The following is a 26956-nucleotide window of genomic DNA, read 5'->3' as shown; positions in this document are numbered from 1 at the left end:
GGTGGGGCGGTCGGGGCTGAGGAGGGCGCGGGTGGAGCCGACGACGTGTCCGTGTCGGTGTGGCTGTCCCCGGGGCGGGTGGGAGTGCCCGGGGTGGCATGGCGTCGGTGCAGGGCCATAAAGCTATTTTCGTACGAATGTTCGATCTAGGGAAGGGGGTGCGTGAGTGGGGGAGGGGCGCGCTCGGGGGCCCTTGCGCGGGGGCCCTCGCGCGGGTAGGTGATGCCGGTGGTGACGCTGAGGCGGTCAGCGGGTGGTGTAGCCGCCGTTGAGGAAGAGGGTCTGCCCGTTGGCCCACCATCCGTCGGTGAGCAGATGGCGGACCCACGGGACGATGTCCTCGATCCTGGTGAGGTTGCCGTTCATCGCCGAGGACTTGTGGTACGCGATGGAGTCCTCGTCCTCGGCCGGATAGAAGAACGGTGTGTCCATCGGGCCCGGGGCGATGGTGTTCACGGAGATGTTCCGGCCGAAGAGTTCCTTGGAGAGGGCCCGGGTGAAGTGCTCGACCGGAGCCTTGCTGCCCGCGTACACGGAGTACAGGCCGGTGTACGCGGCCAGCAGCGAGGTGACGACGGTGATGATCTTGCCGCCGTCCTCGACCCGTCGGGCGGCCTCGCGCATCACGAAGAACGCGGCCTTGGAATTGACCGCGAACATCCGGTCGTACTCGTCCTCCGTGATCTGGGTGACCGGCTTCTTCAGCACCATGCCGGCCGTGTTGATGCTGTGGTCCAACTTTCCGAACTGCTTGACGACTTGGTCGAAGGCCCGCTCGACCTGGGCGACCTCGGTGAGATCCGCCTGAAGCGCGAACGCCTCCCCGGGGCCCGCGTTGATCCGGTCGACGACGGCCTCCGCCTTCGCCCGGGAGGAATCGCTGTTGTAGTGGACCGCCACCCGCGCGCCCTCGGCGCCCAGGGTCGTACTGATCAGCGCGCCGAGATTCCGGGACGCGCCGCCGACGAAGGCGACCTTGCCGCTGAGCGTCGTGTCCGGGGTCCTGGCCATGACGGCCTCCTGGTGCGTACGTCGGACGGGGTGCGGGAGCGCCGCTCCACGGTCGGGGCCCCACCTGTTCCCCCGTTCGGCGGATTCCGGCCATGACCACCCTGCCGGGCGTCGCCGGAATCCGGGGTCCGGGGTTTCCTCATACCGGCGGGGGCTTCTCGCCCACCTTCCATTTCCGGCCGATGTTCACATAACCGGAAGGTGCCTTGGGGAGCCGTATGTAGGCCCGCTTCACCGGAATGGCGATCACGGGATGTTCCTTGGGGACGGTGAAGCCGTTCAGTTCCTGGTACTTGTGCGGGCGCACCTCCACGAAATAGGACCTCGAACTGAATTCCCGGCCGGCCACGCTGACGAACAGATAGCCGTCGTAGATGCCTTGAGTGGCGTAGACGTCCACCCTGCCGTAATGGTCGGCGGGCACGGGGAAGTTGTACCCCTGGGACCCTCCGCTCGTCCAGGACTCCGAGATGCTCTTGTTCTGGGAATACTGGGTGGAGAGGGCGACGCTTCCCTTGGGGCCGATGTTCACCGTGCCGCCGATGGACCATCCCGAGTCCTCGGTTTTCGTCAGGGTGTACGACCACTGGACGTCGTAGTTGATGGTGGAGGGGCCGTTGCCGGTGGACGTGGAGAAGGCCCAGGGGTAGCTGTCGACCGCTTTCCCGTAGAAGATTCCGCGGCGGACGCCGAACTTGTTGAGGAAGTAGTTCGGGTTCGATGTGCAGAACTCCTTCGCCAGGGCCTTGGCGGTTTCCTTGTACGGCTTGGTCCAGCCATTGCCGTACTTGTCGAAGTCCATGTCCGCGTCCATGTACTCCAGTTTCCCGGGACCCTGGGGGAAGTAATAGTCCGCCTCGCTGTCCAGCTTCCGCGCCTCGGCGTAGAAGGATTCCAGGTCGGGCCAGCCTCCCTCCCGCTTTCCCAGATCGCCCTTCTTGGGGCGCCCCAGGACGGAGGTATTCCTGGGGACCTCGTACGGAGGCTTCTCGATGTTTCCGCGTTCTTCGGAGAGCTCGTTGAACGCGGCGGGGGATACCTCTGTCCCATCCCATGGGCCGCCGATGATGATTCCGGCCCCCATACCGCTCTCGGCCCCGGTTTCGACAAGAGGTTCAGCCATTTCCTTCCCCTTTCTCGTAGCCCGTTCTCAGGCAATGGGACGACGGCCGCCGGGGCCCCGCAACCGGGGGATGTGTGGCCGTGGCGGTCTTGACACCCGTACGCACCTGACGGACAGTCAGAAAATCCTCCCGGCTGGTCCGCTTCCTTCGGGACGGCGGCCCGGCGCGAGGGCTGTCCGGAGGGTGTCACGGCGGGGATGCGGAGGGGCGGCGGTGACGGGACGGAGCGAAGGGGCCGTGGAGGCGGAGAGGGCCGCGCGGCAGGCGGGTGGCGGCCCGGTGGAGGGCGCCTCGGGGAGCGACGTATCAGGGGGCGACGCAGGGGGCGGTATGCGCGCGCACCGCACCCCGTCGGGGGGCGTACCTGCCAACTCCCCTTCCTGGGATGATCATTTGCGGACCTTTGAAGGCCGCCCGGCCGTCACCGGTGGCGTCGGGAAGGATCTCGTCAATCTGCCCATGATCCGCCACTGGTGCGAGGCGATGGGCGACGCCCACCCCGCCTACCGGCGGCCGGACGCCGTCGCTCCGCCGACGATGTTGCAGGCGTGGACGATGGGTGGGCTCTCGGGACACGAGGGGCGTGCGTCGGCGTATCAGACGCTGTCCGCTCTGCTGGACGACGCCGGGTACACCTCCATCGTCGCCACCGACTGCGAGCAGGAGTATCTGCGGCCGTTGCGGCCCGGCGACCGGATCACCTTCGACGCGGTGATCGAGTCGGTCTCCGGCCGCAAGACGACGAAGCTGGGCACCGGCCACTTCATCACCACGCGCATGGACGTCCGCGCGAACGGCGAACTTGCCGGAACCCACCGCTTCCGGGTCCTCAAGTACGCACCGGTGGTGAAGAGTTCACAGGTTCGACGGGAACGTTCGTCGGTGAAACGCCCGAGGCCGACCCGTCCCCGCCCTGTGATCAACCGCGACAACGCCCCCTTCTGGGACGCCGTCGCCGCTCACCGTGTGCTGATCCAGCGCTGTACGGCCTGCCGTGCGTTGCGTTTTCCCTGGCTGCCGGGGTGCGGCAGGTGTGGGGCCGCGGAGTGGGACACGGTCGAGGCGAGTGGGGCCGGGACGGTCTACTCGTACGTAGTGATGCACCATCCGCCCTTCCCGGCCTTCGATCCGCCGTACGCCGTGGCGTTGGTCGAGCTGGCGGAGGGGGTGCGGATGCTCGGCACCGTCGTCGGCGTTCCGCACGACGAGGTGCGGATCGGGATGCCCGTACGACTCGCATTCCAGCGGGTGGAGCCGGAATCGGAGCCGGAATCGGAGTCGGAGGAGGCAGCGGAGGCGGATGCGGAGGCGGGCAAGGCGTGGGATGTGCCCGTGTTCCGTGTGGCGGACGAGGGCTGCGAGCCAGGCGAGGACCGTAGGCCGGACGAGGACCGTGGGCCGAGCAAGGCCCCCGGGCCGGACGAAGCCCGAGTGCCGGACGAACCCCGTGCGCCGGACGAAGCCCCTGCGGCGGCCCTCCCACCCCTCACCCTCCCCCTCACCCGCACCCTGATCATCTCTGGAGCCCTCGCCTCCCGTGACTTCCAGGACGTCCACCACGACGTCGAGGCCGCGCGAGCAAAGGGCGCCCCCGACATCTTCATGAACATCCTGACGACGAACGGGCTGGTCGGCCGCTATGTCACCGACCACTTCGGGCCGCGGTCGGTCCTCTGTAAGGTCGTCATCCGGCTCGGGGCCCCCAACTACCCCGGGGACACCATGGTGTTGCGGGGCACGGTCACCTCGGTGGACGGCGGAACGGCCGAGGTACGGATCACCGGCAGGAACGCCCTCGGCAACCACGTCACCGGAACCGTCACGGTCACCATCGATCCGGACAGCCCCCACACGAACCACGCAGACCACGCAGACCACGAGGCGCCCCAGGCCCCCGGAGGCACCCGATGACCCTGCACCGCGCCGACTCCCTCGGCGGCCGGGCCGCCCTCGCCGGCATCGGCGCGACCGAGTTCTCCAAGGACTCCGGCCGCAGTGAGCTGACCCTCGCCGTCGAGGCCGTACGTGCCGCCCTCGATGACGCCGGGCTCGCTCCCGGGGACGTGGACGGCCTGGTCACGTTCACCATGGACACCAGCCCGGAGATCACCGTCGCCCAGGCGGCCGGGATCGGCGAGCTGTCCTTCTTCTCGCGCGTCCACTACGGGGGCGGGGCGGCCTGCGCCACCGTGCAGCAGGCGGCGCTGGCGGTCGCGGCGGGGCTCGCGGATGTCGTCGTCTGCTACCGGGCGTTCAACGAACGGTCCGGGCGCCGCTTCGGTTCCGGTGTCCAGCGGCGCGAACCGTCCGCCGAGGGCGCCGCGCTCGGCTGGAATCTGCCGTCCGGCCTGCTCACCCCCGCCTCCTGGGTCGCCATGGCCGCACAGCGCTATCTGTACACCTACGGGCTCACGCCGGACGCGTTCGGTCATGTCGCGGTCACCGCCCGCCGTCATGCCGCGCGCAACCCGGCCGCGTACTTCCACGGCAGACCGATCACCCTCGCCGAGCACGCCGCCTCCCGCTGGATCGTCGAGCCGTTGCGGCTGCTGGACTGCTGCCAGGAGACCGACGGCGGCCAGGCCCTCGTCGTCACCTCGGTCGAACGCGCCCGTGACCTGCGGCATCCGCCCGCGGTGATCGCGGCGGCGGCGCAGGGCGCGGGCCGGGCGCAGGAGCAGATGACCAGCTTCTACCGGGACGATCTCACCGGTCTGCCGGAGATGGGCGTGGTGGCCCGCCAACTGTGGCGCACGGCGGGGGCGGGGCCGGACGGTATCGACGTCGCCGTCCTCTACGACCACTTCACGCCATTCGTGCTGATGCAGCTGGAGGAGTTCGGGTTCTGCGCCCGGGGGGAGGCCGCGGATTTCGTGGCCGCCGGCGCCCTGTCGCTGAACACCCACGGGGGCCAGCTCGGCGAGGCATACCTCCACGGGATGAACGGCATCGCGGAGGCCGTGCGCCAGCTGCGCGGCACCTCGGTGAACCAGGTCCCGGACGCCGCCCGCGTGCTGGTCACGGCGGGTACGGGCGTGCCCACGTCCGGTCTGGTACTGGAGTGGGACCGCTGACGCACGACAAAGCCCGGGGCACGACAATGCCCGGGGGCGCCAGATGCGTCCGCCGGGCAGTTCAAAACCTGCGAGGTGGGCTTCCTTCGACGGCATTGTCCGTATCAGGTGATGGAGGTCGCCTTCCGGTCTCCCCGACCTTCGGGCCTCTCAGCCCAATCTTCGTTACGTGCTCAAGAGGACTGGTGTCCCCTGGTGCGAACACGTCCCTCCGGTTGAGCTCCCTCGCTCGCCCCGCAGGCTGTCTTCGACAATACCCCCGGCCACGCCGACTGAAAAGCCCCCTTTGTCCATTTTTTACGTCTGGTTTTACGGCCGGACGGAGACGGCCCGGTCGAGCCCCCGCCCGCACGGCCATCCGCACCAGGACGTCCAGGCTGAACGCCCCGCACCACCGAACCCCCCGCACCGCGCCCCCACCCCCTGGCCAGCACGAACCCCAGCAATCCCCCAGCCCTCTACCACGCACCCCCCACCTCCACCCCCTCCCGTTTCCCACCCGTGACACCCTCGGGACAGTTCCCGCGACAGTCCCCGAGGGAAGGTGGAGACCCGTCCCCCCTGAGGAGGTGGGGCGCGCCCCACCCGTACGCCTTGAGACGGAGAGCGCTTCGGCACCTGGGGCCGATCCGTCGGCGGGCGCGCGCTCCTAGCGTGGAGGTATGACCACGCCTGTGTGCCCCAGCGCCTCGACACCCGCGGTGTTCCCGTCGTTCTCGTCCTATGTACGGGAACGGGGACCGGTGCTGCTGCGTGCCGCGCGGTCCCTCACCGACCCGAACGACGCGGAGGACCTGCTCCAGACCGCGCTGACCAAGACCTTCGTCGCCTGGGAGCGCATCGAGGACCCGCGCGCCCTCGACGGCTACGTGCGCCGCGCCCTGGTCAACACGCGCACCTCCCAGTGGCGCAAGCGCAAGGTCGACGAGTTCGCCTGCGAGGAACTGCCCGAGCCGGACCCGCTCCCCGCCCCCGACCCCGCCGAGCTCCAGGGCCTCCGCGACGCCCTGTGGCGCGCGATCATGCGCCTGCCGCCGCGCCAGCGCGCCATGGTCGTCCTGCGCTACTACGAGGACCTGAGCGAGGCGCAGACCGCCGAGATCATGGAGGTCTCGGTCGGTACGGTCAAGAGCGCCGTCTCCCGCGCCCTCGCCAAGCTCCGCGAGGACCCGGAACTGGCGGTGATCGCGGCCTGACCGCCTCGGGGAGCCGCCCCGCTCAGCCCAGAATCCCCCGCTCGTACGCCTGCGCCACCGCCGCCGCTCGGTCGGCCACCCCCAACTTGCCGTAGAGATGCGTCAGATGGGTCTTCACCGTGGCCTCGCTGATGAACAGGACGCGGGCGATCTCCCGGTTCGAGGTGCCCTTGGCGACCAGGGCCAGCACCTCGCGTTCCCGGGCCGACAGGGCCTCGCTGCCGGGCGCCTTCGGGGCGCGTACGGCCGACACCAGCCGGGAGGCCACCGCCGGGGACAGCACCGTCCGCCCCTCCGCCGCGGCCCGCACCGCGGCGAGCAGCTCGCCGCGCGGGGCGTCCTTCAGCAGATAGCCGGTGGCGCCCGCCTCGATGGCCGGCAGGGTGTCGGTCTCCGTGTCGTAGGTGGTCAGGACGAGGACCTGGGCGCGTGCTCCCCTGCGGGTGAGTTCGGTGATCGCCTCGACGCCGCTGCCGCCCGGCATCCGCAGGTCCATGAGGACGACATCGGGGTCGAGACGGGCGACCAGCTCCACGGCCTCGACGCCGTTCGACGCCTCGCCCAGGACGTCGAAGCCGGGCGCGGACGCGAACATTCCGCGCAGGCCGTCCCGTACGACGGGATGGTCGTCGACGAGCAGCAGAGTGATCACGTTCATGGCGCTCCCACGGTACGGCGCACCAGCGGCACGCGGGCGGAGACCGCCGTGCCCTGCCCCGGTTCGGACTCGACGGTGACGGTTCCGGCGATGCGGGCGGCGCGGGCACGCATGCCGCTCAGCCCGAAGCCGCCCGGTCCGGTCCTCGCGGGCGGGGCGAGCGGGTCGAAGCCCCGGCCGTCGTCGCGTACGTCCAGCACCACCTCGTCGTCCATGAACGACAGGGTCACCCCGAGGCGTTCGGCCCGTGCGTGGCGGTCGGTGTTGGCGAGGGCTTCCTGGGCGATGCGCAGCAGGGTGGCGGCGATCTCGTCGTGGAGGTGCTCCGCGGTGCCGGTGACGGTGAAGTCGGCGCGGACGCCGGAGCGGCGGTGCCACGCGTCGACGGTCTTGCGCAGCGCCTCGGGGAGCGCGTCGTGCTCCAGCGCGGCGGGGGAGAGGTCGCGGACCGAGCGGCGGGCCTCGCCGAGGCTGTGCCGGGCGAGTTCGACGGCGCGGTCGAGGTGGGCGCGGGCCTGTTCCCGGTCGGGGGTGTTGGTGACGGCCTGGAGCTGGGTGATGATGCCGGTCAGGCCCTGGGCGAGGGTGTCGTGGATCTCCGCGGCGAGCCGGCGGCGTTCGTCGGCGACCCCGGCCTCCCGCGCCTGGACGAGGAGCTGGGCGTGCAGGGCCGCGTTCTCGTCGAGGGCCCGCTGGAGGGCGGTGTTGGTGCGTTCGAGTTCGGTGATGGTGGCGGTCTGGAGGCGTGTCCGTTCCTTCTCCTGGGTGCCGAGCCGGTTGAAGACGAGGGCCAGGGCGGTGTTGACGGCGAGCAGCGCGCCGAAGACGAGCCAGCCGCCGAGGTCACGGGGCGGGAACCCGCCGGCCTGGGAGCCCGCCAGGACGAAGGCGGTGGCGAAGAGTCCGGGACGCAGCAGGGGGCGCGGCAGCAGCCGGTCGGCGTCGAAGTTGCTGATGACGGCGGCGAACGCGAAGAACGGATTGAGCACGCTCAGGACCAGGGCGATGGCCCAGCGGGCGCCGAAGTAGAAGATGCTCGCCGCGCCGGGCCCGTCGTCGTCACCCGTCGCGTTCCACCACAGCTGGAGGGCGACGGCGGCGGTGACGAGGCATCCGATGGCGCTCCAGCGCACCGGGCCCATGCCGAACACCTCGGACGTGGCGACCGAGAGCACCAGTCCGACCGCGACGAAGAGATAGGGGCCGTGGCGGCGGAACACGGCCCACCGTCGTTCGACCGAGGCCCCCGCCTCCTTCAGGACGTCCGGGGCGGGCCGTGTTCCGCTCGTCATGGGCCCAGTGTGCACGGCGTCCGCGTCACTCCCACCGGAACCAGCGGGCGGCGGCCGCCGACAGCACCACGGTCCACAGGGCGAGGACGCCCAGGTGGTCCCAGCCGGGCCAGTGGCCTGCGGTGGCGTCGGACAGGGCCCGCGCCGCGGCCCCGAACGGCAGGGCCTGGACGATGCGGGCGAGCAGGTCGGGCATGGCCTGGACGGGAATCCAGGCGCCCGCGCTGAACATCATGGGGAAGAAGACCATGGAGCCGATACCGGAGGCGATCTTCGAGGTGCGGGACAGCGCCGAGACCAGCGCGCCGAGCGCGAGGGCGCTGAGCGTCGCCAGCAGCAGGGCCGGCAGGTAGCCGAACGGCTGGCGCGGCAGCGGCACGTCGAACGCCAGCCGGCCCACGGCCAGGGTGAGCGTCGAGGACAGCAGGGCGGCGGCCCCGTGCAGGCCCATCTGTACGCCGAGGAGGGTCCCGGGCCGGGCCGGGGTCGTCGACATCCGGCGCAGGATGCCGCGTTCGCGGTAGCCGGTGATCACCGGGGGCATCGCCGTCACCCCGGCCATGATCATGGCGATGAGCACGGACACCGGGACGTACGCGTCGACGAAGCGCAGGCCGCCCAGCGAGTCGCTGGGCTCGCGGAACGCGGGGACGGACCCGAGGACCACCAGCAGGGCGGTGGGGAACAGCAGCACCCAGAAGACCGCGGCGGGCTCCCGCCCGAAGAGACGGGCCTCGGCCGCGAGGAGGGCGGTGCCCGGCCGGGGCCGCGCGCTCGCGAGGGTGGGGGTCATGCCGTGCCTCCGGTGAGGTCGAGGAACGCGTCGTCCAACGTGGCTTCCGTGACGCGCAGTTGGTGGGCGGTGATACGGCGCCCGGCGAGCAGGGTGATCACGGCGTTGACGCTCTCGTCGGTGCCGCTGAGCGTGACGCGTCCGCCCTTGTGCTCTACGGAGGTGACGCCGGGCAGCGTGGCCAGTTCCCGTTCGTCCAGCGGGGCGGACGGGGTGAACGAGACGACAGTGGCTCCGGCGGACCTGCTGATCAGCCCCGACGGGGTGTCGAGCGCGGCCAGCCGCCCCCGGTCGATGACCGCGATCCGGTCGCAGAGCCGCTGCGCCTCCTCCATGAAATGAGTGACGAGGAGGACAGTGACGCCGTTGTCGCGGATGTCCTCGATCAGCTGCCAGGTGTCACGGCGGGCGCGCGGGTCGAGCCCGGTGGTCAGCTCGTCGAGCACCACCACCCGCGGATCGCCGACCAGCGCCAGGGCGATGAACAGCCGCTGCTTCTGCCCGCCGCTGAGCTTCGCGAACCGGGTGGACAGGGTGTCGCCGAGACGCAGCCGCTCGGCCAGCACACGCCAGTCGGCGGGGTGCGGGTAAAAGGCGGAGTACAGCTCCAGCGCCTCGCGCACGGTGAGCTTCGCCTGGAGTTCGCTCTCCTGGAGCTGGACGCCGAGGACGCGGGTGACCCGGTCGCGGTCGGCGACCGGGTCCAGCCCCGCGACGCGCACCCGCCCCCCGTCGGGCACCCGCAGCCCCTCCACGCACTCCACGGCCGTGGTCTTGCCGGCACCGTTGGGCCCGAGGATGCCGAAGATCTCCCCCTCGCCGACGGAGAACGAGACATCGTCGACGACCGTTCGCCCGGCGTAGACCTTGCGCAACCCGGCCACTTCGATGATCTCCCCGCCCCCGGACCCGGTCCTGGGACCCGCCGCCGGCGCGCTTCGTGTCGTTGTCATACGCCCAGCGTTCCGCCGGCGCACGCGCCGCGGAATCCGCCGACCCGCGACACCTGGGGTCAACCGATCGGCTGATGGCGCGCGTCCTCCGACCGGCCGTCGCCGACGGAAGGAGCGCGCCGACGAGGGCGCATACGGGGCGCGATCCGCCGAACCGGTGAACCGCCGGGCGGACGGAATGCCTCCGCACCGGCCCGTGTTCTGGCCGGACATGAAAGCGATCAGCGCGCAGCACTACGGTGGCCCCGAAGTCCTCACCTACGGCGACCTGCCCGACCCGAAGGTGGCCCCGGACTCGGTCCTGATCCGGGTCAGGGCGGCCGGCGTCAACCCCGTCGACTGGAAGGTCCTCGCCGGCCACCTCGACCCGATGCTGGACGCGTACTTCCCGCTCGTGCCCGGCTGGGACGTGGCCGGTGTGGTCGAGGCGACCGGCCCCGACGTCACTGAGTACGCGATCGGCGACGAGGTCATCGGCTACGTCCGCAAGGACACGGTCCAGCACGGCACCTACGCCGAACTGGTCGCCGCCCCCGTCCGCACCCTGGCCCGCAAGCCGGCGGCCCTCAACTGGCAGCAGGCGGCCGGCCTCCCTCTGGCCGGGCTGACCGCCTACCAGTCGATCAAGCGGGTGGGCACCCGCGCGGGCGAAACGGTGCTGGTCCACGCCGCGGCCGGCGGCGTCGGCTCACTCGCCGTTCAGATCCTGGCCGCCCAGGGCGCCCGCGTCATCGGCACGGCCAGCGGCCGCAACCACGACTTCCTGCGCTCCCTCGGCGCCGAACCGGTCACCTACGGCGACGGCCTCGCCGGACGGGTACGGGAGCTGGCCCCCGAAGGCATCGACGTGGCCCTGGACTTCGTCGGCGACGACGCCGTGGACGTCTCCCAGGAACTGCTGAAGGACCGCGGCCGGGTGGTGTCCATCACCAACCCCGAGGTCGTGGCCAAGGGCGGCCACCTGGTCTGGGTACGCCCCGACACCGCCGACCTCACCGCCCTCGCCGACCTGGCCGACGCCGGAAAACTGACCGTGCCCGTCGAATCCGTCTTCCCCCTCTCCCGGGCCGCCGAGGCCCTGCGACAGAACCAGACGGGGCGGACGCGGGGCAAGATCGTGGTGGAGGTGGGGTGACGGGTGCGTTTCTGGTACGGGGGGTGACCGCTGGTGCGGATTGCCGCCGACGGGTGGGACGTCGACCTCCCGCTGTGGGCCGACGCGGCCAAGTGCGGCCCGTGCCACCCCGGCAGCGGCGCACATTGAGCGACACCCCAGCACGCCGGGCCCGGCGGTCGGTCGGGCCCGTCTGTGCGTCAGGGTGAGTTTTCCGCCGATCCGTCATGCGGTCCTTCCCGCCCGCCAGGATGAGGCGGGTGACCACTCACACCACCGCAGACCTCTGGCACCACTACGGACGTGACAGAGCCGCCACCGATCGCACCGTCCCGGAACGCTTCCACTGGGCGTGGAGCCAGAATGGCGGCCCCGGTGCGGAGGCCCTCGGCGATCTGACCGGCGCGCGCGTCGCGGACCTCGGAGCCGGAGCAGCCCGGCACGCCGCGCACCTCGCCGTCCACCATCAGCCGGACCACGTTGACGCGGTCGACGCCTCGGCGGCGCAGCACGCGAGGGCCACCGACCTCTACGCCCACCTGGCGCCGCGCCTGCTGCCCGTTCACGCGGACGTGGTGGCCCACCTGCGCTCGACGCCGGACACGTACGACGTGCTGTACAGCGTCTTCGGCGCCATCGACTTCACCGATCCGCGTGAACTCCTACCGACCGCAGCCACTGCCCTCCGTCCCGGCGGACGACTCGTCTTCGCCACTCTCGCCCATTACCTCAACGGTGAACTGGCCGAGGCCGACGTCTCCCCGGCGGACATTCCGGCCAAGGGGCCGGAGGGTCAGCCTGCCACGATGCAGCGATGGGTGTTGCAGGAACACATCTGGAACAAGCTCCTTCACGAAGCCGGGTTCACCAGCGTGACGGCTGATGTGCTGATGGCGTCCGGCGAGGGATCGCGTGACGCCGACACGCTTCTGTTGAGCGCGTTCCGGACCTGACCCGGGTCACGAACCGGTCAGGGGCGGTCGTTGGTGGCGTAGGTGACGAAGGCGGTCCAGGCGGCGGGTCCGAAGTGGAGCTGGGGGCCGTGGGCGCGGTGCTTGGTGTCGCGGACGTGGATGGTGGTGGGGGTGTGGGCGACTTCGACGCAGTCGTTGGGGTTGCTGCTGTCGCTGTGGCTGCTCTTGAACCAGATCAAGGTGGGGGCGTTCCCGGCAGAAGGCTTGCGGACCATGTCTCTCCCAGCGGTTGCTCGTGAGGGGCCTGCGGCTGCTGCGGTGCGAGGGAAGGGGGCTGGTGCGGCGTGGGGGCCGCACCAGCCGGTTAGCGGTCGTTGGTGGCGTAGGTGACGAAGTCGGCCCAGGCGGCAGGGCCGAAGTGGAGCTGGGGGCCGCGAGCGTGGTGCTTGGTGTCGCGGACGTGGATGGTGGCGGGGGTCTTGGCGACCTCGACGCAGTCGTTGATGTTGCTGCTGTCGCTGTAGCTGCTCTTGAACCACTCCAGCTTGGAGGTGTCTCCAGCATCGGGGTTGCGGATCATGTTTCTCCCAGCAGTTGCTCGATGAAGGCCAGTGATTCCTGGGGCGTGAGAGCCTGGGCCCGGATCATCCCATAGCGCAGCTCAAGGCTCCTGAGCTGTTTCGGATCGGACACAGGGCGCCCATTGAACGCGCCTTCGTCACGGCCCATCGCAGTGCCGTCGCTGAACTTCAGTAGCCGGATGAGTCCCCCCATCCCGGCGTGATCCTCGCGAGAGGTTGGCATCACTTGGATCTCAACGTGCCTCAACTGCCCAACCTCCAACAGGTGTTCGAGTTGATGGCGCAGAACCATTCTGCCTCCGATGGGGCGCCGGAGCGTCACCTCTTCCTGGACAAAGGTGAGCGCGGGCGCCGGCGAGCGGCTGAACACCGTTTGCCGTGCCATCCTTGCGGCGACCCCGCGATCCACTTCGTCCTGTGTGTATGCAGGACGCCACATCTCGAACAGGGCCCGTGCGTACTCCTCCGTCTGTAGCAGCCCGTGGACGGTGTGGCTTCCGTAGGCTCCGATCTCGACCGCACGCGCCTCCAGCTTCTTCAGCTCCCGGACCTTCTTCGGATACCGGGCCTTCTCCATGTCCTCCTTCATCGCGGTGATCATTCCGCCGGCGTTCAGGATTTCCTCGGCCATGTCCAGGTACTCGGGGCGAGGGATGCGGGCGCCGCGTTCGATCTTGCGGATCATGTCCTCGCCGTAGCCCACGGCCTGGCCGAATTCGGCCACTCGTAGGCCCGCTGCCTTGCGCCACAACCGGAGTTGGCGTCCCACCGCTTCGACCGCCGCGCCGACTTCGTCCTGCGGATCGACGTCCCAGCCGGGTTCGTCCACCTCGTTCGCGGTGTCGTTCGTACACTCCGTGCCGTCGCTGCTCACGCTCATTTCGTTCCACCCTCCGACGTCCGTGCCGTGCCAACGTCGACTTGTCCCCCGTGGACACCGAGACAGCCGAGACAGTGCGGGACAACCCTGAGACAGTCACCGTACGCACATGCGTCAACACGCATCAGAGTAGGCGGATTCGGCCACGCTGAGACGCATGAACGCGAAAACCCACCAAGCCGCCCCCGTGGCCCGCCACTTCAGCCTTCAACTCTCCGCCACCCGCCGAGGCGCCCGCCTCGCCCGCCTGCTGGCAACGGAGCAACTACGCTCCTGGGACCTGCCGTTCGACTCTGCCGCCCTGGTCGTCGCCGAACTTGCTTCCAATGCCGTCCTGCACGGCCGCGTCGCCGGCCGCGACTTCCGCCTGAGCGTCGGCCACCACGCGAACGTCCTCCGCATCGGCGTCACGGACACCCGCTACGAGTGCCTCCCGGTCCAACAACCTCCAGGAGCCCACGAGTCAGGCAACGGCCTGATCCTCGTCGCCGCCCTCGCCACCCGCTGGGGCGTAGACCTCGGTCCCGTCCCCTGGAAGACGGTATGGGCCGAATTCGATCTCCCGGAGGGTGGGTGAAGGGGGCGCCGGTTCCTCGGCCTGAAAGTTCTTTCAGCCTGGTGCTGCGGGTCCGGCGAAAGGTGCTGAAAACCGGGGTCTGCGGGGGTAACGTCGCTGGTCAGTTCCTGTGGTCCCCGCACGCAGGGGCGCCCCCACCCCTCACCCAAACACCCCACCCTCCCCGAACACCCCCTCAGCAAACCGCCGCCCCATCCGCCGGTACGCCCCCGCATTCGGATGCAGGCCGTCGGGCAGATCGTCCGCCTCGTCCGGCCCCAGCAGCACCCGCCCATCCAGATAGCGCAGATGCGGGTCGTGCGAGCGTCGGACCTCCACGATGCGGGCCAGCTCAGCGCGTACGACCGACAGCGTCAGGGCGCCGGCGGCCACGTCGGAGGGATGGCCGAGAGCCGTGAGGCGGCCGTCCGGGGCGTTGCTGGTGGGGCCGGGGGTGTCCTCAAGCGCCGGACAGCTCACGGGGGACATCAGGAGCAGCGGGGTCGTCGGGTGGCCGTCGCGGATCGTGTCGAGGAAGCCGTGGACCGCCGGGGCGAACGCGCGGAGGCGGAAGGCGGCCAGGCCGACGATGTTGATGCCGATCTTGAGGCTGATCAGGTCGGCGGGGAGGTCGCGGATGGTCCGGGCGATATAGGGGTCGAGCACTTCGTTGCCCGCCTGCCCGAGGTTGATCACGTCAAGTCCGGCGAGCGAGGCCGCGACCACGGGCCATGTACCGGTCGGGCTGTCGGCCTCGATGCAGTGGCTGATCGAACTGCCGTAGTGCACCCAGCGGCGCCGCCCGTCCGGCAGCGGCGCCAGCACCTCGCCGTCGGCGCGCAGCGCCACCAGTTCGGTGGGAGTCTGCTGCGGCAGCCACAGTTCGACGTTCTTCGTGCCGGACGGCAGGCCGTCGAACCGTACGGTGCCCGGCTCGCCCGGAATCAGCCGCTGCTCGGCGCCGGGCCTCGCCATCCGAAGGACGTTCCCCACCGGTGCCTGCCGGCGCCCGGCCAGTACGCCGTCCACCAGGAGGTCCAGCATCCCGGTCGGGCGGGGCTCCGGGTCGGTGTCGAGCTGGCCCGTGGAGGTGAGGACGTCCAGCTCCAGTGCGGACGCGTCGGTACGGAACACCAGCCGCACTCCCGAGGGCATCAAGGTCACCCCGTAGACCGACGGGTTCTGGTACTGCTCCGTGGTCCAGGCGGGCAACCGGCGCGGCATCACCCCCGCCGGCGTGGTCACCAGGTCCAGCGCGCCCCGTATCTCCACCGGCCCGTCCACCAGGGGGACCGTCCGCATCGTCACCATCACTGCTCCCGCCCGTCCATGAGGCTGATGGGGCACCAGGCGCCCGCGTTACGGGTGTGGCGTCCGCCAAGTCCACGCGGAGCGTAGCCCGTTGCCGCTTCCGCGCACGGGAAGAGGCCGAATTCAGGGGCGCTGATCGCGTCAGTTCCGGAAAATTTCTGCAAGAGCGCGCTCGACAAGAGCAACTGTCCGCGCCGGGGAATCCGCCCTGGCCAGAGTGGCCAGGCGCTGGGCCTGCGCGACGGTCGGCAGGAAACCCACCATCAGGAACGGCAACGACAGCCGCCGCAACAGGACCTCGTTCGGCGAGGACGCCTGCGGCCGCCGCACAACCGAGACATTGACCCGTACGGCGTGCTCATTGCCCGGTGCGGCTCCCGGACGGTCCCGCTCGATCGCGGCGTAACGGAAGGCATGGGCCGCGTCGCAGACGGAACACCCGACCGGCCCCCGGCTCAGCCGCTCACCGCACCCGGAGCAGACCAGCCGGTCGTACGCGGCATCCACCACCCGCCAGTCATGACGGTCCGGCTCGGACACCACCATTTCAGCCAGCTCGGCCTCCTCGCCGCCCCCAACATCCCACCGACGCAGAAAGGCGGCCCACTCCTCTTCGACCACCCCGTCCACCAGCCGCCGACAGCCACCACACCCGGGCGCCCCGCCGTACGCGTACCCGCCACACTCCCCGCACCGGCCCAGTTCCGCGCCCACCACAGGTCTCACCATGTCCCCCTCCTGGCGGCACCGTACGGGAAGTGGCACGGGAGGCGGCTCCCCTATCCGGGCCGATCCCGCCCCCAGGACCGAACAGATCACGCCAAGGTAGTGACATACCGGGCGGTACGCGCCGAGAATCGCGGGCAGTAGCTACTGCCGCGTAACCCCTGGGAGGCCCCGGTGCTCAGCACGATGCAGGATGTACCGCTGACCGTCTCGCGCATTCTGCGCCACGGATCGACCGTGCACGGAACATCGCAGGTCATCACCTGGGCCGGGGAGGGGGAGCCACAGCGTCGCAGCTTCGCCGAGGTCGGGGTGCGCGCGGCGCGGCTCGCCCACGCGCTGCGTGCGCTCGGGGTCCGGGACGAGGACCGTGTCGGGACGCTGATGTGGAACAGTGACTCTGTTGCACATGGCGGCACTTGTGGTTGAAACCACAGGTCAGCGGCGGTAGCTACAGAGCGGCCCCGGTACTCCTGAGTGAGTGCCGGGGCCGCAGTGTGGTGTGGGGCATGGGAGGGGACGGGGGCATTGGTGAGGGTGCTTAGGGTGATGCAGGCGGCCCCGCGTGGCCCCGGGGTGGATGTCAGGGGCTATGGAACGCGCGGGGCCGCCCAGGGCATATGACAAAGCCCCGCCCGCCCTCGTTTCGAGAGCAGACGGGGCCAGTGCTCCGTCAGGTCACAGTGCGGGCTGTCCGCTTCCGGGGCATGTGTCGAGCGTGCCCTGCCGTTGGTGCATCGCTACCGGCTGGCCGGGTTCGGCGCCGACGATGGCGCCGCAGACGGGGCAGGCTCCCGCGCACTGGCCCGGGTCGAACCGTGCTCCGGGGTGAGTGCATCCCATTTCAGCGTTCTCCGTTCGTTCGACGGATGGTGCCTTACGGTGGTGCAGCCCTCCCCCGCTTGTGGGGAGGGAGATCAGATGCGGCGAACGAAGATCTTGGCCGTGTTGTGGAACGTGACCGTCATCCCGACGTGGTCGGGCCGGTTTCCCTCCCGCAGCGACCAGCGTTCCACAGAGGCGATCTGCGGCGACTCGGCGTTCGTCACCAGGGCGGCGAGCCACTTTTCTGGGTCGTCGCCGGGCGCGGGAGCGTCATCCGCGGGGAGCGGGGTCCCGTCGACCGCCAGGGGTTCACTGCCGTCTTCCGTGTGCCTCTGGCCTTCGGGGAGCTGCCCGACGACCTGCCAGCGCGTCTCGCCTTTGTCGGTGGTGATCACGAAGCCGAACGGGTGCTTCGTGTCTCCGGCCTCGGCGAGCGACTTCACGCTTACGGCGGTCGGGTCGTTCCTGGCCAGATCCATGACGAAGCTGACGAAGGTCTTGGGGCGCAACGTGCCGTCCTCTCACTGTGGGGCCGACAGTCTATGAGTCGATGAATCGCTGATCTTGGACCTGCCCGCCCCGGGCGGAATGGACCTCACCACGGCCCGGGGCGGGGTCTCGGGGCAGGGCAGGCCCGCCGGGCAGGGCATCAACCGGCCGCCTACCGGCGGGCGTGTGCGGCGAGCAGCATCACGACGATGACGAGTAGGAAGACGGGGCCACGGAGGCAGCGCATCACTGATCGCGCGCTTCGTCCGCCAGGGCGCCGGCGAGGTCTGAGGCGAGTTGGCGGTGCTGCGGGGTCAGGGTCCCGTCTCGGGCCTCGTCCGCGAGGGCGCCGAGATGCACGGCGCGGGCGAGGTCGGGATCGGAGTCGCCGGGGGCGGCCATCGCTTCCTTTCGTCCTACAGCTCACGCGCCTTGTCCGCGAGCTGGGCGGCAGTCTTCTCCGCCGCTTTCCGCACGCGGGGCGGGAGGGAGTCGTCCTGTGCCAACCGGGCGGCGGCGCCGAGGTCGGCGGCCAGGGCGCCAGGATCGATGTCGTCCGGCGTGGGGGATGGGGCATGCCGCGTTCACCTGCGGGTCTAGATACGGGTGTCGAGAATGACCGGCAGGTGATCGGACAGGCGCCGCAAAGCGTCCGTGTCATGGGTGCGGTACTCGTGGACCTGCCACTGTCCGGAAATCAGGATGTGGTCAAGGCAGAATTCGGCTTTTTCGTTTTCGTAGTAATGCCCGACGGTGGCGCCGCGCGGCTTTTGGGTGATGGTCGCGGGGTCGGTCCAGCCGGAGCCGTAGAGGACTTCCAGCGCGCGTTGGTCGGCGGGGCCCCACGTGCCGTCAGAATTGACCAATCGGTACCGCGACCACAGGTTCTGTGGCACCAGCGACCAGGATTTCGGTTCGCGGTCGGGGGTGTTGAGGTCCCCCAGCAGCACCGAACGTCCTGGCGTGCCGGGGAATTTGCCGCCGAAGTCGGTGAGTCGCCGCGTCTCTTTGAGCCGACTGTCCCCGTCCCCCCAGTCGAAATGGGTGGAGAATACCAGCAAATCGCGGGTGCTGTCTTGTGCGTCCAGGGGCCGGAAATGTGCCTGAATCAATGCGTGATGGAAGACCTCCAGGGCGCGCGGCCGCCAGCCGATCAGGCGGAGTTTCGACCCCCTGTAGAGTAAAGTCGTGAAGTTGCGGGGGTTCCCGGCCGACGGCGTCATGGCGACGACTGACATTCCGAAAGCGTCCGCCACCCATTGCAGACGTTCACGGTTGTTCTCATCCCAGCGTTCGCACTCCTGGAGCGCCAAAACGTCCGGCTGGAGCTGTAGCTTTTTCAGCTCCGTCACTTGGGCGCGTAGGCGCGTTTCATCGCTGCCCGTGAGTCCGCCGCGAAGCAAATTGTAGGTGACGAAACGCAAGTCCATTTTTCCGTCCTCTCACTCAGAAAGAAAGCGCTGGGGGCCGCCCCGCCGCAACCTGTCCCGGGGTCATGGGAACGTGTCGCGGCGGGGCGCGTCCTGTGGAACGGTTACGACTTCTTCCCCTTTTCTTGGATTTTCTCCCTCATCCCGTCAAGAAGGTGCCGCTTCTGTTCAGCCTGGTCATCCCAGTTCTTGAAATCCTTGCGGTCCATTTCCGTCGCGTTCCGGATCGTGTTGCTCTGCGCGTGCTTTTTGGACACGACTCTCCCTGGTGGTTCTGCATTGCGCGAGTGGGCCGCCCGAGGACGACGGACGGCCCCGGCCCGCACGGCGTGAGGGGCACACCGTGCGGGAGCTGGTGGCCGGGGCAGGCAGTGCGCCGCTCCGCCCCGGCCGGCCCGCCCTTGCACTGGAGGAGAATTCAGTGCAGGGGCGGGAGAAAAAATTTCTCCGGTACGTGGAGATGGGTGGGGATTTCCGAAGGAGAAATCTGGTCCGGGAAGAATTTCGCCGGGTCCGGGGGCGGGGTGCGGGTGATGGCCTTCCCGTGAGCGTGCATCACGCTGACCACCACAATCAGCATCACGATCAAGGAAAAGACCATCCGGCGCCGTGTCGTCCATTTGCTAGTCACGGACCGGGCCTTTCAGTAGCCGAAGGATTTTTGAGTGCCGCCCCCGCCGTGGGTGTTTGTGAACGAGCCCGTGGCGGGGGCGGTGGGCCGATCCGAAGGGAGCAGATTCCTCGGTCGGCCGCCCGTACGACGCAAAAGGGATGGGAGGGGCGTACGGGAGTCGAGGTTTTCAGTAGTTGTGGTGGGTCATGCTGAGCAGCAGCGGCACAGTCATGACTCCGCCCCACGCCAGGGCCATGAAGACGGTTCCCCAGAACAGTCCGTCGGGCGAGAATCCGCGCCGCCGTATCGGGATTCGGTTTCTGCGGTGTCTGGTCATCCCCATTTCCTTGATCCTGTCGCGGTACGGTAGTCCGTCTTCTTCTGCTCTCTCCGAAGTTTTTCGCTCAGATCCTCGGTGCTGCCTTTTTCCTTTTCCTCTTTCTCGGGCATGGCGGTACCTCACGTCGGAATGCTTGGTATCCCCGCTTTTCCCGGTGCGGCCGTCCGACTGGGTCCGACCAAGGTCAGCCGGACGGCCGCCCGCCCCTCCCCGTTCCCGCTCCCCGAGAGGAGGGGGCGCCTCACGACCGGGATCTCGATCGACCGGCCGTGAGGAGATTCAGCGGCGCTCACTCGTCTCGACGCTCGTCACACCGTTCAGCGAACTCCCGCAATACGGCCGCGAGTTGGCGCGCCGTCTCGACGTTGCACCGGCTGAGATCCACCAGCGCGATCGTCCGATCGAGGGCCCGGCCCGTGCTGATGTCGAGGGACGGCAGCGTGACGCCCACGCCCTTGAGGGCGGCGCCCAGTGGGACCCGTCCGCAACAGCCGCGGAATCTGGCAGCATCCGGCACAGCGCGCGTTCCAGCCGTACCAGGAGGGGACGGTCCGGCTGCGTGAATTCGGCCGGCACTCCCGACGGGAGGCACCAGGCGATCCTCGGGGCACCCGCGTCACGAGCGGCCGCGTGTACGGCTCGTACCTGGCGCTCGGACATAAGCGCCCGGCGCACACGCTGGGGTAGAGCGGAGATCATTCCGCATCCCCGCTGTCCGCCAAACGCTCACGGGGCGCGGTCCAGCCGCCCCCGCCGCCTTCCGGTTGCAGGCCGTAGACGGTCGTCCCGGTGTCCTCCGGCAAGGAGACCACGACTCCGACACGGCCCCTACCGGTGTCGTACGCCAGGTCACCGCGCTTGGGTTCCCACCCAGAAGCCGCGTCCACCAACACACGTCGGCGCCGGGCGTCCTGGACGGTACGTCGTCCTTCCGTCATATGAAGGACGGTAGAGGGGCCACGACCCCCCAATATGAATCAGCGGAATAGCTCCTGGTCATCCAGGTGAAATCGGTTTGTCATGCCCCTCAGTTGCTCCCGGGTGGCTCTACGCTCCCGGTAGACGAGTTGCCGCAGAGTCGAACGTGCGATGGGGTGGTTGCGTACCAGTTGCGGCGCCAGCGACTCCGCCGTCCTCAGCTCGTCGAGAGCCTTGGCCGCATGGCCGTCCCACAGCCACGCGCGGGCCATGTCCATGTGATGGTGGCCCCGGCGAGAGTTCGGCAGCAGCGCAATCTCCCCGGGCTTCGCTCGACGCTCCAGGTCAATGGCCTGTGCCTGGTTACCCAGTTCCAACGCCACCGAGATCGCATGGATCTGCACGTTCCCGGTAGAAAAGTTCAGGCTGTACCGGTCGAAGGTGGTTTCCTTGCCCGGGTGTTCGTCCAAGCGCTTCCCGGCTTCTTGGGCGTGGCGGATGCGTTCCTCTGTTTCCTGCTTGCGACCGGCACGCGCGGAACTGACTGCCGCCCGGAGCTGTCCCGATCCCCACACCCGGAGGGCCAAAGGGTCGCCGCGATCGTAAGCGTCCTGGATAGCTGCCAGGGCCTTGTCCGCCAGGGTGATGGCGTCGCTCCAGTCAGCCGTGGCCCACATGTCCCACACCCGCATCGAGTCAGCAGCGGACGACATCAACGGGTCGCCGGAAAGCTGCGCGGCCCAGGAGGCCCGTTCGCATGACATCGTGACCAGTTCGGCGTGCCCGAGGGCGTGCGCGGCGGTGTGTGCGAACTTGCAGGCCACGGCGTAGATGGCGAACGCCTCTTCTCGCTCGTGGCCGGTGGAGACTTCGGCCAGGGCACGCGCTTCACGGAAGAGGTCGGGCAGGCTGCGGATGATCGCGGTGTTTGCGGCCGCGTCCCTGAGCCGGTACAGGCGTACGGTCTCTTGCCACAGTTCGGACGACGGGCGGGGGGCACCGTCGAATTCCGGCGACAGGTCGTAGCGGCGCAGTTCGCGGAGGATGTCTGCCGCCGGTGCCTGCCACTGATTCTCGGAGACGGTCCCGGCGTAGGGTCGCCCGATCAGGTCGTTGGGGTGGCAGTGCAGAGCACCGGCAATCGCGTTGATCAGGCCCGTACGATCAATTTCGATATGGCCTTTTTCGGCCTTCGACACCCATCCTTGGGTCTTGTGGATCGCGGCTCCCAAGTCCGTCTGTGTCATCCCGAGACTCAGCCGCCGACGCTTGATCCGTCGGCCCAGTGCCTCTTGCTCTTCCATCTCCTGCGGCATGTTGGCCTCCTGGTCCCCTCATGCTCGATACCGGCACGGTACTCATCCGAATGGCGGTGTGCGTACGGCCGTCTCGGCACCTGGTCTTCCTTCGTCGCCAGTGTGCGGCACAGCGACTTGCGTCAAGACGGACGGCCTGTCCGCGTAACACCACCCGTCCCCTCCGACTCTCCGGCAGAGGGGACAACTCCGGCGCCTCGTTGCCCTCAAGGGTGGCGGGGCGTTGCTGTGTCCGGATCTGCGGAAGTGAATGAAAACCGTGCACTGCCGCAGTAAAGTCCCTGGTCACGAAGTCTCTTCCCCGCACCCGCGGGGGTGGCCCGTGGCCGAACGACGGCCTGGAGTGGATGTACCCCTCTTCCCCGCACCCGCGGGGGTGGCCCCCGGTGCCCCGTACGTACGAGGTACGTATCGTTCTCTTCCCCGCACCCGCGGGGGTGGCCCCACGGCCTTGTCCACCTTCAGTGCGCCCGAATCCTCTTCCCCGCACCCGCGGGGGTGGTCCCCAGCACAAGGGCGTGGACACCTGGCGCGGCGCCTCTTCCCCGCACCCGCGGGGGTGGCCCTCGCGTCGGCTTTTGCGTTCACCGTGTTCGGCCCTCTTCCCCGCACCCGCGGGGGTGTTCCGCTTGACCACGTTGCACAGCGGCTAGGTATTGGCTCTTCCCCGCATCCGTGGGGGAAACGCAGAAACCGCCCCCGCCCGTCGGCTGTGCGCCGGTGGGCGGGGGCGTGGCGTGTTCAGCGGGCGGCGGTGGCTTGCCAGACCGTGACGAGCAGACCGACGACGCCGACCAGGGCGGCGATGCTGGGGAGCGGCCAGCGTCGGCGCTCGACGGCGTCGAGGCGGGTGTCGAGGTCGGCGAGGCGCGCGTCGGTCTGGTCGGAGCGTTGGACGAGCAGGGCGAGGGCGCCGTCGACGCGGGCGAACCCGGCCTCCACCGTGCCGCGGAGTCGTTCGAGTTCGAGCGCGACGTCGGACGCGGCGGGGTCGGTCACGAGCTACCGCCCCCGTCCTCGGGCCGGGCGGGCGGAGAGGTGCGCAGCCAGTACAAGCACCGCAGCCACGACGCATGCCCGCAGAACATCAACGCCCGGCGCCTGGACGTCGAGGCGAACGTGCTCGAATGGCTGAAGGACAAAGCGGCGCCCGGCATCGACGCGGCGCCGGCCACCGAGCAGAAACCAGTCGTCGACGAGCGTGCTACCGCAGCACGTGAGCGGGCCCGCTTGCAGGCCGAACTCGCGACGATTGACCAGGGACTGGATCGGCTCGTAACTGACCACGCGCTCGACCCCGACAAGTACCCGGCTGACGTTTTCGCCCGCGTGCGTGACCAGTTCATGGACAAGAAGCGCAGAATCACAGCCGAGATGAGCAAGCTCGCCGAGGTCGAAAACACGCCGCATGCCCGCGACTTCCAGATGATCATCGTGGGGCTCGTCGAGGAGTGGGACACGATCCTGACGGTGGAGAAGAACGCCCTACTCAAACAGGTACTGCGCCGTGTCGTTGTCGGCTACGCGAACGACGGCAAACGCCGAAACCGCGGAATCGTCGTCGACTGCCACCCCGTGTGGGAGCCCGATCCCTGGGAGCCCATCAAGGGCAAAGTCCTCAACCGCCGCGACATCCCCTGGGGAGATCGGAAGCCCGCAGAGGTAGTGACTTACCACCAGGAACAGAAGCAGAATCAACCGGAAACTACTCGCGCGTAAGGTTCCTAAGGTTCCTGGGAGGCACCCCCGATGCAGAGCACCATGCAAGATGTACCGCTCCTTGTCTCGCGGATCTTGACCCACGGGTCAACCGTCCACGGACAGGCTGAGGTCATCACCTGGACTGGGGAGGCCACACCGCGACGGCGCACCTTCGCCGAGGTCGGCGCCCGCACCGCACAGCTTGCACATGCGCTTCGGGACGAACTCGGTGTGCGCGAATCGGAAGTCGTCGGGACCCTCATGTGGAACAACGCCGAGCACCAAGAGGCGTACCTCGGTATCCCCTCCATGGGCGCGGTCCTCCACACGCTCAACCTGCGACTCCCGGCCGAGCAACTAGCATGGATCATCAACCACGCCGAGGACCGCGTCATCCTCATCGACGGCAGCCTGCTGCCGCTCCTTGCGCCGCTGCTTCCACACCTGCCGACCGTTCAGCACGTGGTAGTCAACGGCCCCGGTGACCGCTCGTTGCTCGATGGCGCTACCGCCACCGTGCACGACTACGAGCAGCTCATCGCCGACTGCCCGACGTCGTATGACTGGCCGGAGCTGGACGAACGTGACGCCGCGGCCATGTGCTACACCTCCGGCACGACGGGCGATCCCAAGGGGGTCGTCTACTCGCACCGTTCCATCTATCTGCACTGCCTACAGGTCAGCAGCGGAGAAGCATTCGGCCTCACGCCACACGATCTTTGTGCCCCTTTGGTGCCCATGTTCCATGTGAACGCCTGGGGATTGCCGCACGCCGCGTTCATGGCGGGCGCTTCGCTGCTGATGCCGGACCGGTTCCTCCAGCCCGCGCCGCTCGCCGAGATGATCGAGAAGGCGCGGCCGACGATCGGCGCGGCGGTGCCCACCATCTGGCAGGGGCTCCTCCACGAACTGGACGCCAACCGGCGCGATGTGGCGTGTCTGCGGACCGTCATCATCGGCGGCTCCGCCTGCCCGCCCGGCCTGATGCGCGGCTTCGAGGAACGGCACGGCATCCGCGTCGTCCACGCCTGGGGCATGACGGAGACCTCGCCGCTCGGCACCGTCGCCCACCCGCCCGCCGGCGTCGAGGGCGACGAGGAGTGGGCCTACCGCGTCACCCAGGGCCGCTTCCCCGCGTCCGTCGAGGCACGGCTGATCGGCCCGTCCGGGGCGGTGCTGCCGTGGGACGGGGAGTCCGCGGGGGAGCTGGAGATCCGCGGGCCGTGGATCGCGGGGGCGTACTACGGGGGCGCGCAGGGTGAGCCGATGCGCCCGGACGACAAGTTCAGCGCCGATGGCTGGCTGCGCACCGGCGACGTCGGCACCATCACCCCCGACGGCTTCCTGACGCTGACCGACCGGGCCAAGGACGTCATCAAGTCGGGCGGGGAGTGGATCTCGTCGGTCGAGCTGGAGAACCACCTCATGGACCATCCGGCCGTCGCGGAGGCCGCGGTGGTCGCCGTGCCGGACGAGAAGTGGGGCGAGCGGCCGCTGGCCACGGTGGTCCTCGCCGACGGCGCCAACGTCGGCTGCGACGAACTGCGGGCGTTCCTCGGGGAGCGGATCGCCCGCTGGCAGGTCCCGGAGCGCTGGGCGGTGATCCCGGCCGTCCCGAAGACGAGCGTGGGCAAGTTCGACAAGAAGGTGCTGAGGAAGCAGTACGCGGACGGGGAGCTGGAGGTCAAGCGGGTGCAGTGAGGCGGGGCGGTGGGGTGTTCCGCGGGAGGGCGGGGTGCCCCACCACCGTCGGCGCGTGCCGAGTGCGCCGGGGCGTACGGGCGTACGGGCGGGCGCCGTGCGCGCCGGCGGTGGTGGGGCGTACCGAGCGCCTTGGGGTGTGCGGGCCGCGTTGGTCCGTACGCGCCGGTGGGGTGCGCCCCGATCGCCTCAGTCCGTACGGATCACCGTGGACCGCCCCGGCATGAACGAACCACCGCGGCCCGCCCCGACCCCTCAGTTCGTGCCGATCTTCGTCAGCAGGTCCACGATCCGGGACTGGACCTCCGGGCTCGTGGAGCGCTCCGACAGGAACAGGACGTTCTCGCCCGCCGCGAGGCGCGGGAGCTGGGCCGGGTCCATGTCGGCGGCCGTGTACACGACGAGCGGCGTACGGGTGAGGTGCCCGTTGGCACGCAGCCAGTCGACGATGCCGGCCCGGCGGCGGCGGACCTGCGACAGGTCCATCACCACGAGGTTCGGCCGGAACTGCGCCGCGACGGGCACCGCGTCCGCGTCCGTGGCCGCCCGCGCGACCTGCATCCCGCGCCGCTCCAGCGACGCGGTGAGCGCGGCGGCGATGGCGTCGTGCTGCTCGATCAGCATCACCCGCGCCGGGTGCTGCTCGCTGTCGCGGGGGGCGAGGGCCTTGAGGAGTACGGCCGGGTCGGCGCCGTAGGCCGCGTCCCGGCTGGCCTGCCCGAGACCGGCCGTCACCAGGACGGGGACCTCGGCGGCGCCCGCCGCCTGGCGCAGCGACTGGAGCGCGGTACGGGTGATCGGGCCGGTCAGGGGGTCGACGAAGAGGGCGGCCGGGTACGCCGCGATCTGCGCGTCCACCTCCTCCCGGGAGTTGACGATCACCGGACGGTAGCCGCGGTCGCTCAGCGCCTGCTGGGTCGAGACGTCGGGCGCGGGCCAGACCAGCAGCCGACGCGGGTTGTCCAGCGGCTCGGGCGGCAACTCGTCGTCCATCGGGAGCGGCTGTCGTTCCATCACCTCGACCGCGCCGTCCAGCGGCTCGGGGCCCTCGCTGCCCTCGTCGGGGGCGGGCACGGTGAACGCGCGGCCCTCCGAGGCGTCCATCAGATGCGGCTGATGGGGCGGCTGCGCCGCAGGTGCGGCGTGCGACGCGTGCGGCCGGGCCTCGGCGGGCGTGGCCGCGCCGCGTTCGCCCTCCTGCGGGGGCGTGGCGAGCTTGCGCCGCCGCCCCGAACCGGCCTGCGCGGCGCCCGGCCCCTGAGGCTCGGCGAGCTGCTGCGCGAACGGCACGCCCTGGCCGAGCGTACGGACGCTGAACGCTCGCCCGTGGGACTGGCCGGGGCCCGGTTCGCCCGCCTCCGGCTGGGGCGTACGGGGACTCTGGTGCTGCTGGGCCGGGATGAGCGGGGCGCCGTGCATCCCGTGGGACGGCTGCTGCGC

26 protein-coding genes, 3 pseudogenes and 1 CRISPR repeat array are annotated in these 26956 nt (G+C 69.6%); of the genes and pseudogenes, 9 read left to right on the top strand and 20 right to left on the bottom strand.

Annotation, left to right across the window (positions count from 1 at the left end):
• Positions 1-246 precede the first annotated feature (246 nt).
• Both AC51EU_RS08815 and AC51EU_RS08810 read right to left on the bottom strand, forming a co-directional pair.
• Positions 247-1011 carry an SDR family oxidoreductase gene (locus tag AC51EU_RS08815; RefSeq protein ID WP_496266150.1) on the bottom strand — a complete coding sequence of 255 codons (765 nt, stop codon included), beginning with the start codon at positions 1009-1011 and terminating at the stop codon, positions 247-249.
• Between the two features lie 139 nt (positions 1012-1150).
• Positions 1151-2095, bottom strand: a complete 945-nt coding sequence (locus tag AC51EU_RS08810) for a hypothetical protein (RefSeq protein ID WP_496266149.1) — start codon at positions 2093-2095, stop codon at positions 1151-1153.
• Positions 2096-2465: 370 nt separating this feature from the next.
• Here AC51EU_RS08810 and AC51EU_RS08805 point away from each other — a divergent pair.
• The 3 genes and pseudogenes from AC51EU_RS08805 to AC51EU_RS08795 all read left to right on the top strand — a co-directional run.
• A pseudogene (locus AC51EU_RS08805) lies at positions 2466-3401 on the top strand (bifunctional MaoC family dehydratase N-terminal/OB-fold nucleic acid binding domain-containing protein); the annotation flags it as partial.
• A 641-nt stretch (positions 3402-4042) separates the two neighbouring features.
• Positions 4043-5209: a lipid-transfer protein gene (locus tag AC51EU_RS08800; RefSeq protein WP_496266147.1), complete on the top strand. Its 1167-nt coding sequence runs from the start codon at positions 4043-4045 to the stop codon at positions 5207-5209.
• A 662-nt stretch (positions 5210-5871) separates the two neighbouring features.
• Positions 5872-6405, top strand: coding sequence for a SigE family RNA polymerase sigma factor (locus AC51EU_RS08795; RefSeq protein ID WP_496266146.1), 534 nt, complete (start codon positions 5872-5874; stop codon positions 6403-6405).
• Between the two features lie 22 nt (positions 6406-6427).
• On the opposite strand, the gene AC51EU_RS08790 is transcribed toward AC51EU_RS08795, so the two are convergent.
• The 4 genes from AC51EU_RS08790 to AC51EU_RS08775 are packed head-to-tail and all read right to left on the bottom strand — an operon-like array spanning position 6428 to position 10101.
• Positions 6428-7063 carry a response regulator gene (locus tag AC51EU_RS08790; protein ID WP_496266144.1) on the bottom strand — a complete coding sequence of 212 codons (636 nt, stop codon included), beginning with the start codon at positions 7061-7063 and terminating at the stop codon, positions 6428-6430.
• Entirely contained in the window at positions 7060-8355 is a 1296-nt protein-coding gene (locus AC51EU_RS08785; protein WP_496266143.1) for a sensor histidine kinase, read from the bottom strand. Before AC51EU_RS08785 ends, AC51EU_RS08790 begins: the two co-directional genes overlap by 4 nt.
• Positions 8356-8380: 25 nt before the next feature.
• The gene (locus tag AC51EU_RS08780; RefSeq protein WP_496266142.1) at positions 8381-9148 is read right to left on the bottom strand and encodes an ABC transporter permease; all 768 of its coding nucleotides are present in this window, start codon (positions 9146-9148) and stop codon (positions 8381-8383) included.
• Positions 9145-10101 carry an ABC transporter ATP-binding protein gene (locus AC51EU_RS08775; protein ID WP_496266141.1) on the bottom strand — a complete coding sequence of 319 codons (957 nt, stop codon included), beginning with the start codon at positions 10099-10101 and terminating at the stop codon, positions 9145-9147. Before AC51EU_RS08775 ends, AC51EU_RS08780 begins: the two co-directional genes overlap by 4 nt.
• A gap of 211 nt (positions 10102-10312) precedes the next feature.
• Between AC51EU_RS08775 and AC51EU_RS08770 the strand changes: the two genes are divergently transcribed.
• Together AC51EU_RS08770 and AC51EU_RS08765 are read left to right on the top strand one after the other, a co-directional pair.
• On the top strand, positions 10313-11236 hold the full coding sequence (locus AC51EU_RS08770; protein ID WP_496266140.1) for an NADP-dependent oxidoreductase: 924 nt from the start codon (positions 10313-10315) through the stop codon (positions 11234-11236).
• A 230-nt stretch (positions 11237-11466) separates the two neighbouring features.
• Positions 11467-12168: a class I SAM-dependent methyltransferase gene (locus AC51EU_RS08765; protein WP_496266139.1), complete on the top strand. Its 702-nt coding sequence runs from the start codon at positions 11467-11469 to the stop codon at positions 12166-12168.
• 17 nt (positions 12169-12185) lie between these two features.
• Here the strand turns inward: AC51EU_RS08765 and AC51EU_RS08760 are convergent, their stop codons facing one another.
• From AC51EU_RS08760 to AC51EU_RS08750, 3 genes are all read right to left on the bottom strand, one after another.
• A complete protein-coding gene (locus AC51EU_RS08760; protein WP_496266138.1) occupies positions 12186-12404 on the bottom strand; it encodes a DUF397 domain-containing protein in 219 nt (72 codons plus the stop codon).
• An 89-nt stretch (positions 12405-12493) separates the two neighbouring features.
• A complete protein-coding gene (locus AC51EU_RS08755) occupies positions 12494-12709 on the bottom strand; it encodes a DUF397 domain-containing protein (protein WP_496266137.1) in 216 nt (71 codons plus the stop codon).
• Entirely contained in the window at positions 12706-13590 is an 885-nt protein-coding gene (locus AC51EU_RS08750) for a helix-turn-helix domain-containing protein (protein ID WP_496266136.1), read from the bottom strand. The genes AC51EU_RS08755 and AC51EU_RS08750 overlap by 4 nt, the downstream gene beginning before the upstream one ends.
• A 157-nt stretch (positions 13591-13747) precedes the next feature.
• On the opposite strand from AC51EU_RS08750, the gene AC51EU_RS08745 reads away from it, so the two are divergent.
• Positions 13748-14167: an ATP-binding protein gene (locus AC51EU_RS08745; RefSeq protein WP_496266135.1), complete on the top strand. Its 420-nt coding sequence runs from the start codon at positions 13748-13750 to the stop codon at positions 14165-14167.
• Positions 14168-14308: 141 nt separating this feature from the next.
• On the opposite strand, the gene AC51EU_RS08740 is transcribed toward AC51EU_RS08745, so the two are convergent.
• Entirely contained in the window at positions 14309-15448 is a 1140-nt protein-coding gene (locus AC51EU_RS08740) for an SGNH/GDSL hydrolase family protein (protein ID WP_496266151.1), read from the bottom strand.
• Between the two features lie 150 nt (positions 15449-15598).
• Positions 15599-16078, bottom strand: a complete 480-nt coding sequence (locus tag AC51EU_RS08735) for a hypothetical protein (RefSeq protein WP_496266134.1) — start codon at positions 16076-16078, stop codon at positions 15599-15601.
• Between the two features lie 279 nt (positions 16079-16357).
• On the opposite strand from AC51EU_RS08735, the pseudogene AC51EU_RS08730 reads away from it, so the two are divergent.
• Positions 16358-16579 (top strand): annotated as a pseudogene (locus AC51EU_RS08730) (AMP-binding protein); the annotation flags it as partial.
• A gap of 521 nt (positions 16580-17100) precedes the next feature.
• On the opposite strand, the gene AC51EU_RS08725 reads toward AC51EU_RS08730, so the two are convergent.
• The 8 genes from AC51EU_RS08725 to AC51EU_RS08690 all read right to left on the bottom strand — a co-directional run bounded on the left by AC51EU_RS08725 (position 17101) and on the right by AC51EU_RS08690 (position 23113).
• Positions 17101-17517, bottom strand: a complete 417-nt coding sequence (locus AC51EU_RS08725) for a hypothetical protein (RefSeq protein ID WP_496266133.1) — start codon at positions 17515-17517, stop codon at positions 17101-17103.
• A 226-nt stretch (positions 17518-17743) separates the two neighbouring features.
• Positions 17744-17899: a hypothetical protein gene (locus AC51EU_RS08720; RefSeq protein ID WP_496266132.1), complete on the bottom strand. Its 156-nt coding sequence runs from the start codon at positions 17897-17899 to the stop codon at positions 17744-17746.
• Between the two features lie 194 nt (positions 17900-18093).
• Positions 18094-18927 carry an endonuclease/exonuclease/phosphatase family protein gene (locus AC51EU_RS08715; protein ID WP_496266131.1) on the bottom strand — a complete coding sequence of 278 codons (834 nt, stop codon included), beginning with the start codon at positions 18925-18927 and terminating at the stop codon, positions 18094-18096.
• A 418-nt stretch (positions 18928-19345) separates the two neighbouring features.
• Positions 19346-19516 carry a hypothetical protein gene (locus AC51EU_RS08710; protein WP_496266130.1) on the bottom strand — a complete coding sequence of 57 codons (171 nt, stop codon included), beginning with the start codon at positions 19514-19516 and terminating at the stop codon, positions 19346-19348.
• A gap of 211 nt (positions 19517-19727) precedes the next feature.
• Entirely contained in the window at positions 19728-19877 is a 150-nt protein-coding gene (locus AC51EU_RS08705) for a hypothetical protein (RefSeq protein ID WP_496266129.1), read from the bottom strand.
• 292 nt (positions 19878-20169) lie between these two features.
• Entirely contained in the window at positions 20170-20331 is a 162-nt protein-coding gene (locus AC51EU_RS08700; protein ID WP_496266128.1) for a hypothetical protein, read from the bottom strand.
• A 526-nt stretch (positions 20332-20857) separates the two neighbouring features.
• Positions 20858-22114, bottom strand: coding sequence for a helix-turn-helix domain-containing protein (locus AC51EU_RS08695; protein WP_496266127.1), 1257 nt, complete (start codon positions 22112-22114; stop codon positions 20858-20860).
• 294 nt (positions 22115-22408) lie between these two features.
• Positions 22409-22741: direct repeats of the CRISPR family, unit length 28 nt; unit sequence CTCTTCCCCGCACCCGCGGGGGTGGCCC.
• 114 nt (positions 22742-22855) lie between these two features.
• Positions 22856-23113: a hypothetical protein gene (locus AC51EU_RS08690; RefSeq protein ID WP_496266126.1), complete on the bottom strand. Its 258-nt coding sequence runs from the start codon at positions 23111-23113 to the stop codon at positions 22856-22858.
• A gap of 39 nt (positions 23114-23152) precedes the next feature.
• Here AC51EU_RS08690 and AC51EU_RS08685 point away from each other — a divergent pair, with 39 nt between their 5' ends.
• Together AC51EU_RS08685 and AC51EU_RS08680 are read left to right on the top strand one after the other, a co-directional pair.
• Positions 23153-23833: a hypothetical protein gene (locus tag AC51EU_RS08685; protein WP_496266125.1), complete on the top strand. Its 681-nt coding sequence runs from the start codon at positions 23153-23155 to the stop codon at positions 23831-23833.
• A gap of 30 nt (positions 23834-23863) precedes the next feature.
• Complete coding sequence (locus AC51EU_RS08680; RefSeq protein WP_496266124.1) at positions 23864-25516, top strand: long-chain fatty acid--CoA ligase; 1653 nt, start codon at positions 23864-23866, stop codon at positions 25514-25516.
• 255 nt (positions 25517-25771) lie between these two features.
• Here the strand turns inward: AC51EU_RS08680 and AC51EU_RS08675 are convergent.
• Positions 25772-26956: pseudogene (locus AC51EU_RS08675) on the bottom strand (PAS domain S-box protein); the annotation flags it as partial.

It is taken from the genome of Candidatus Streptomyces philanthi (genome assembly GCF_059553635.1).
Note: the sequence above shows the minus strand (reverse complement) of the source record. Positions and strands in the feature narration are given on the sequence as shown.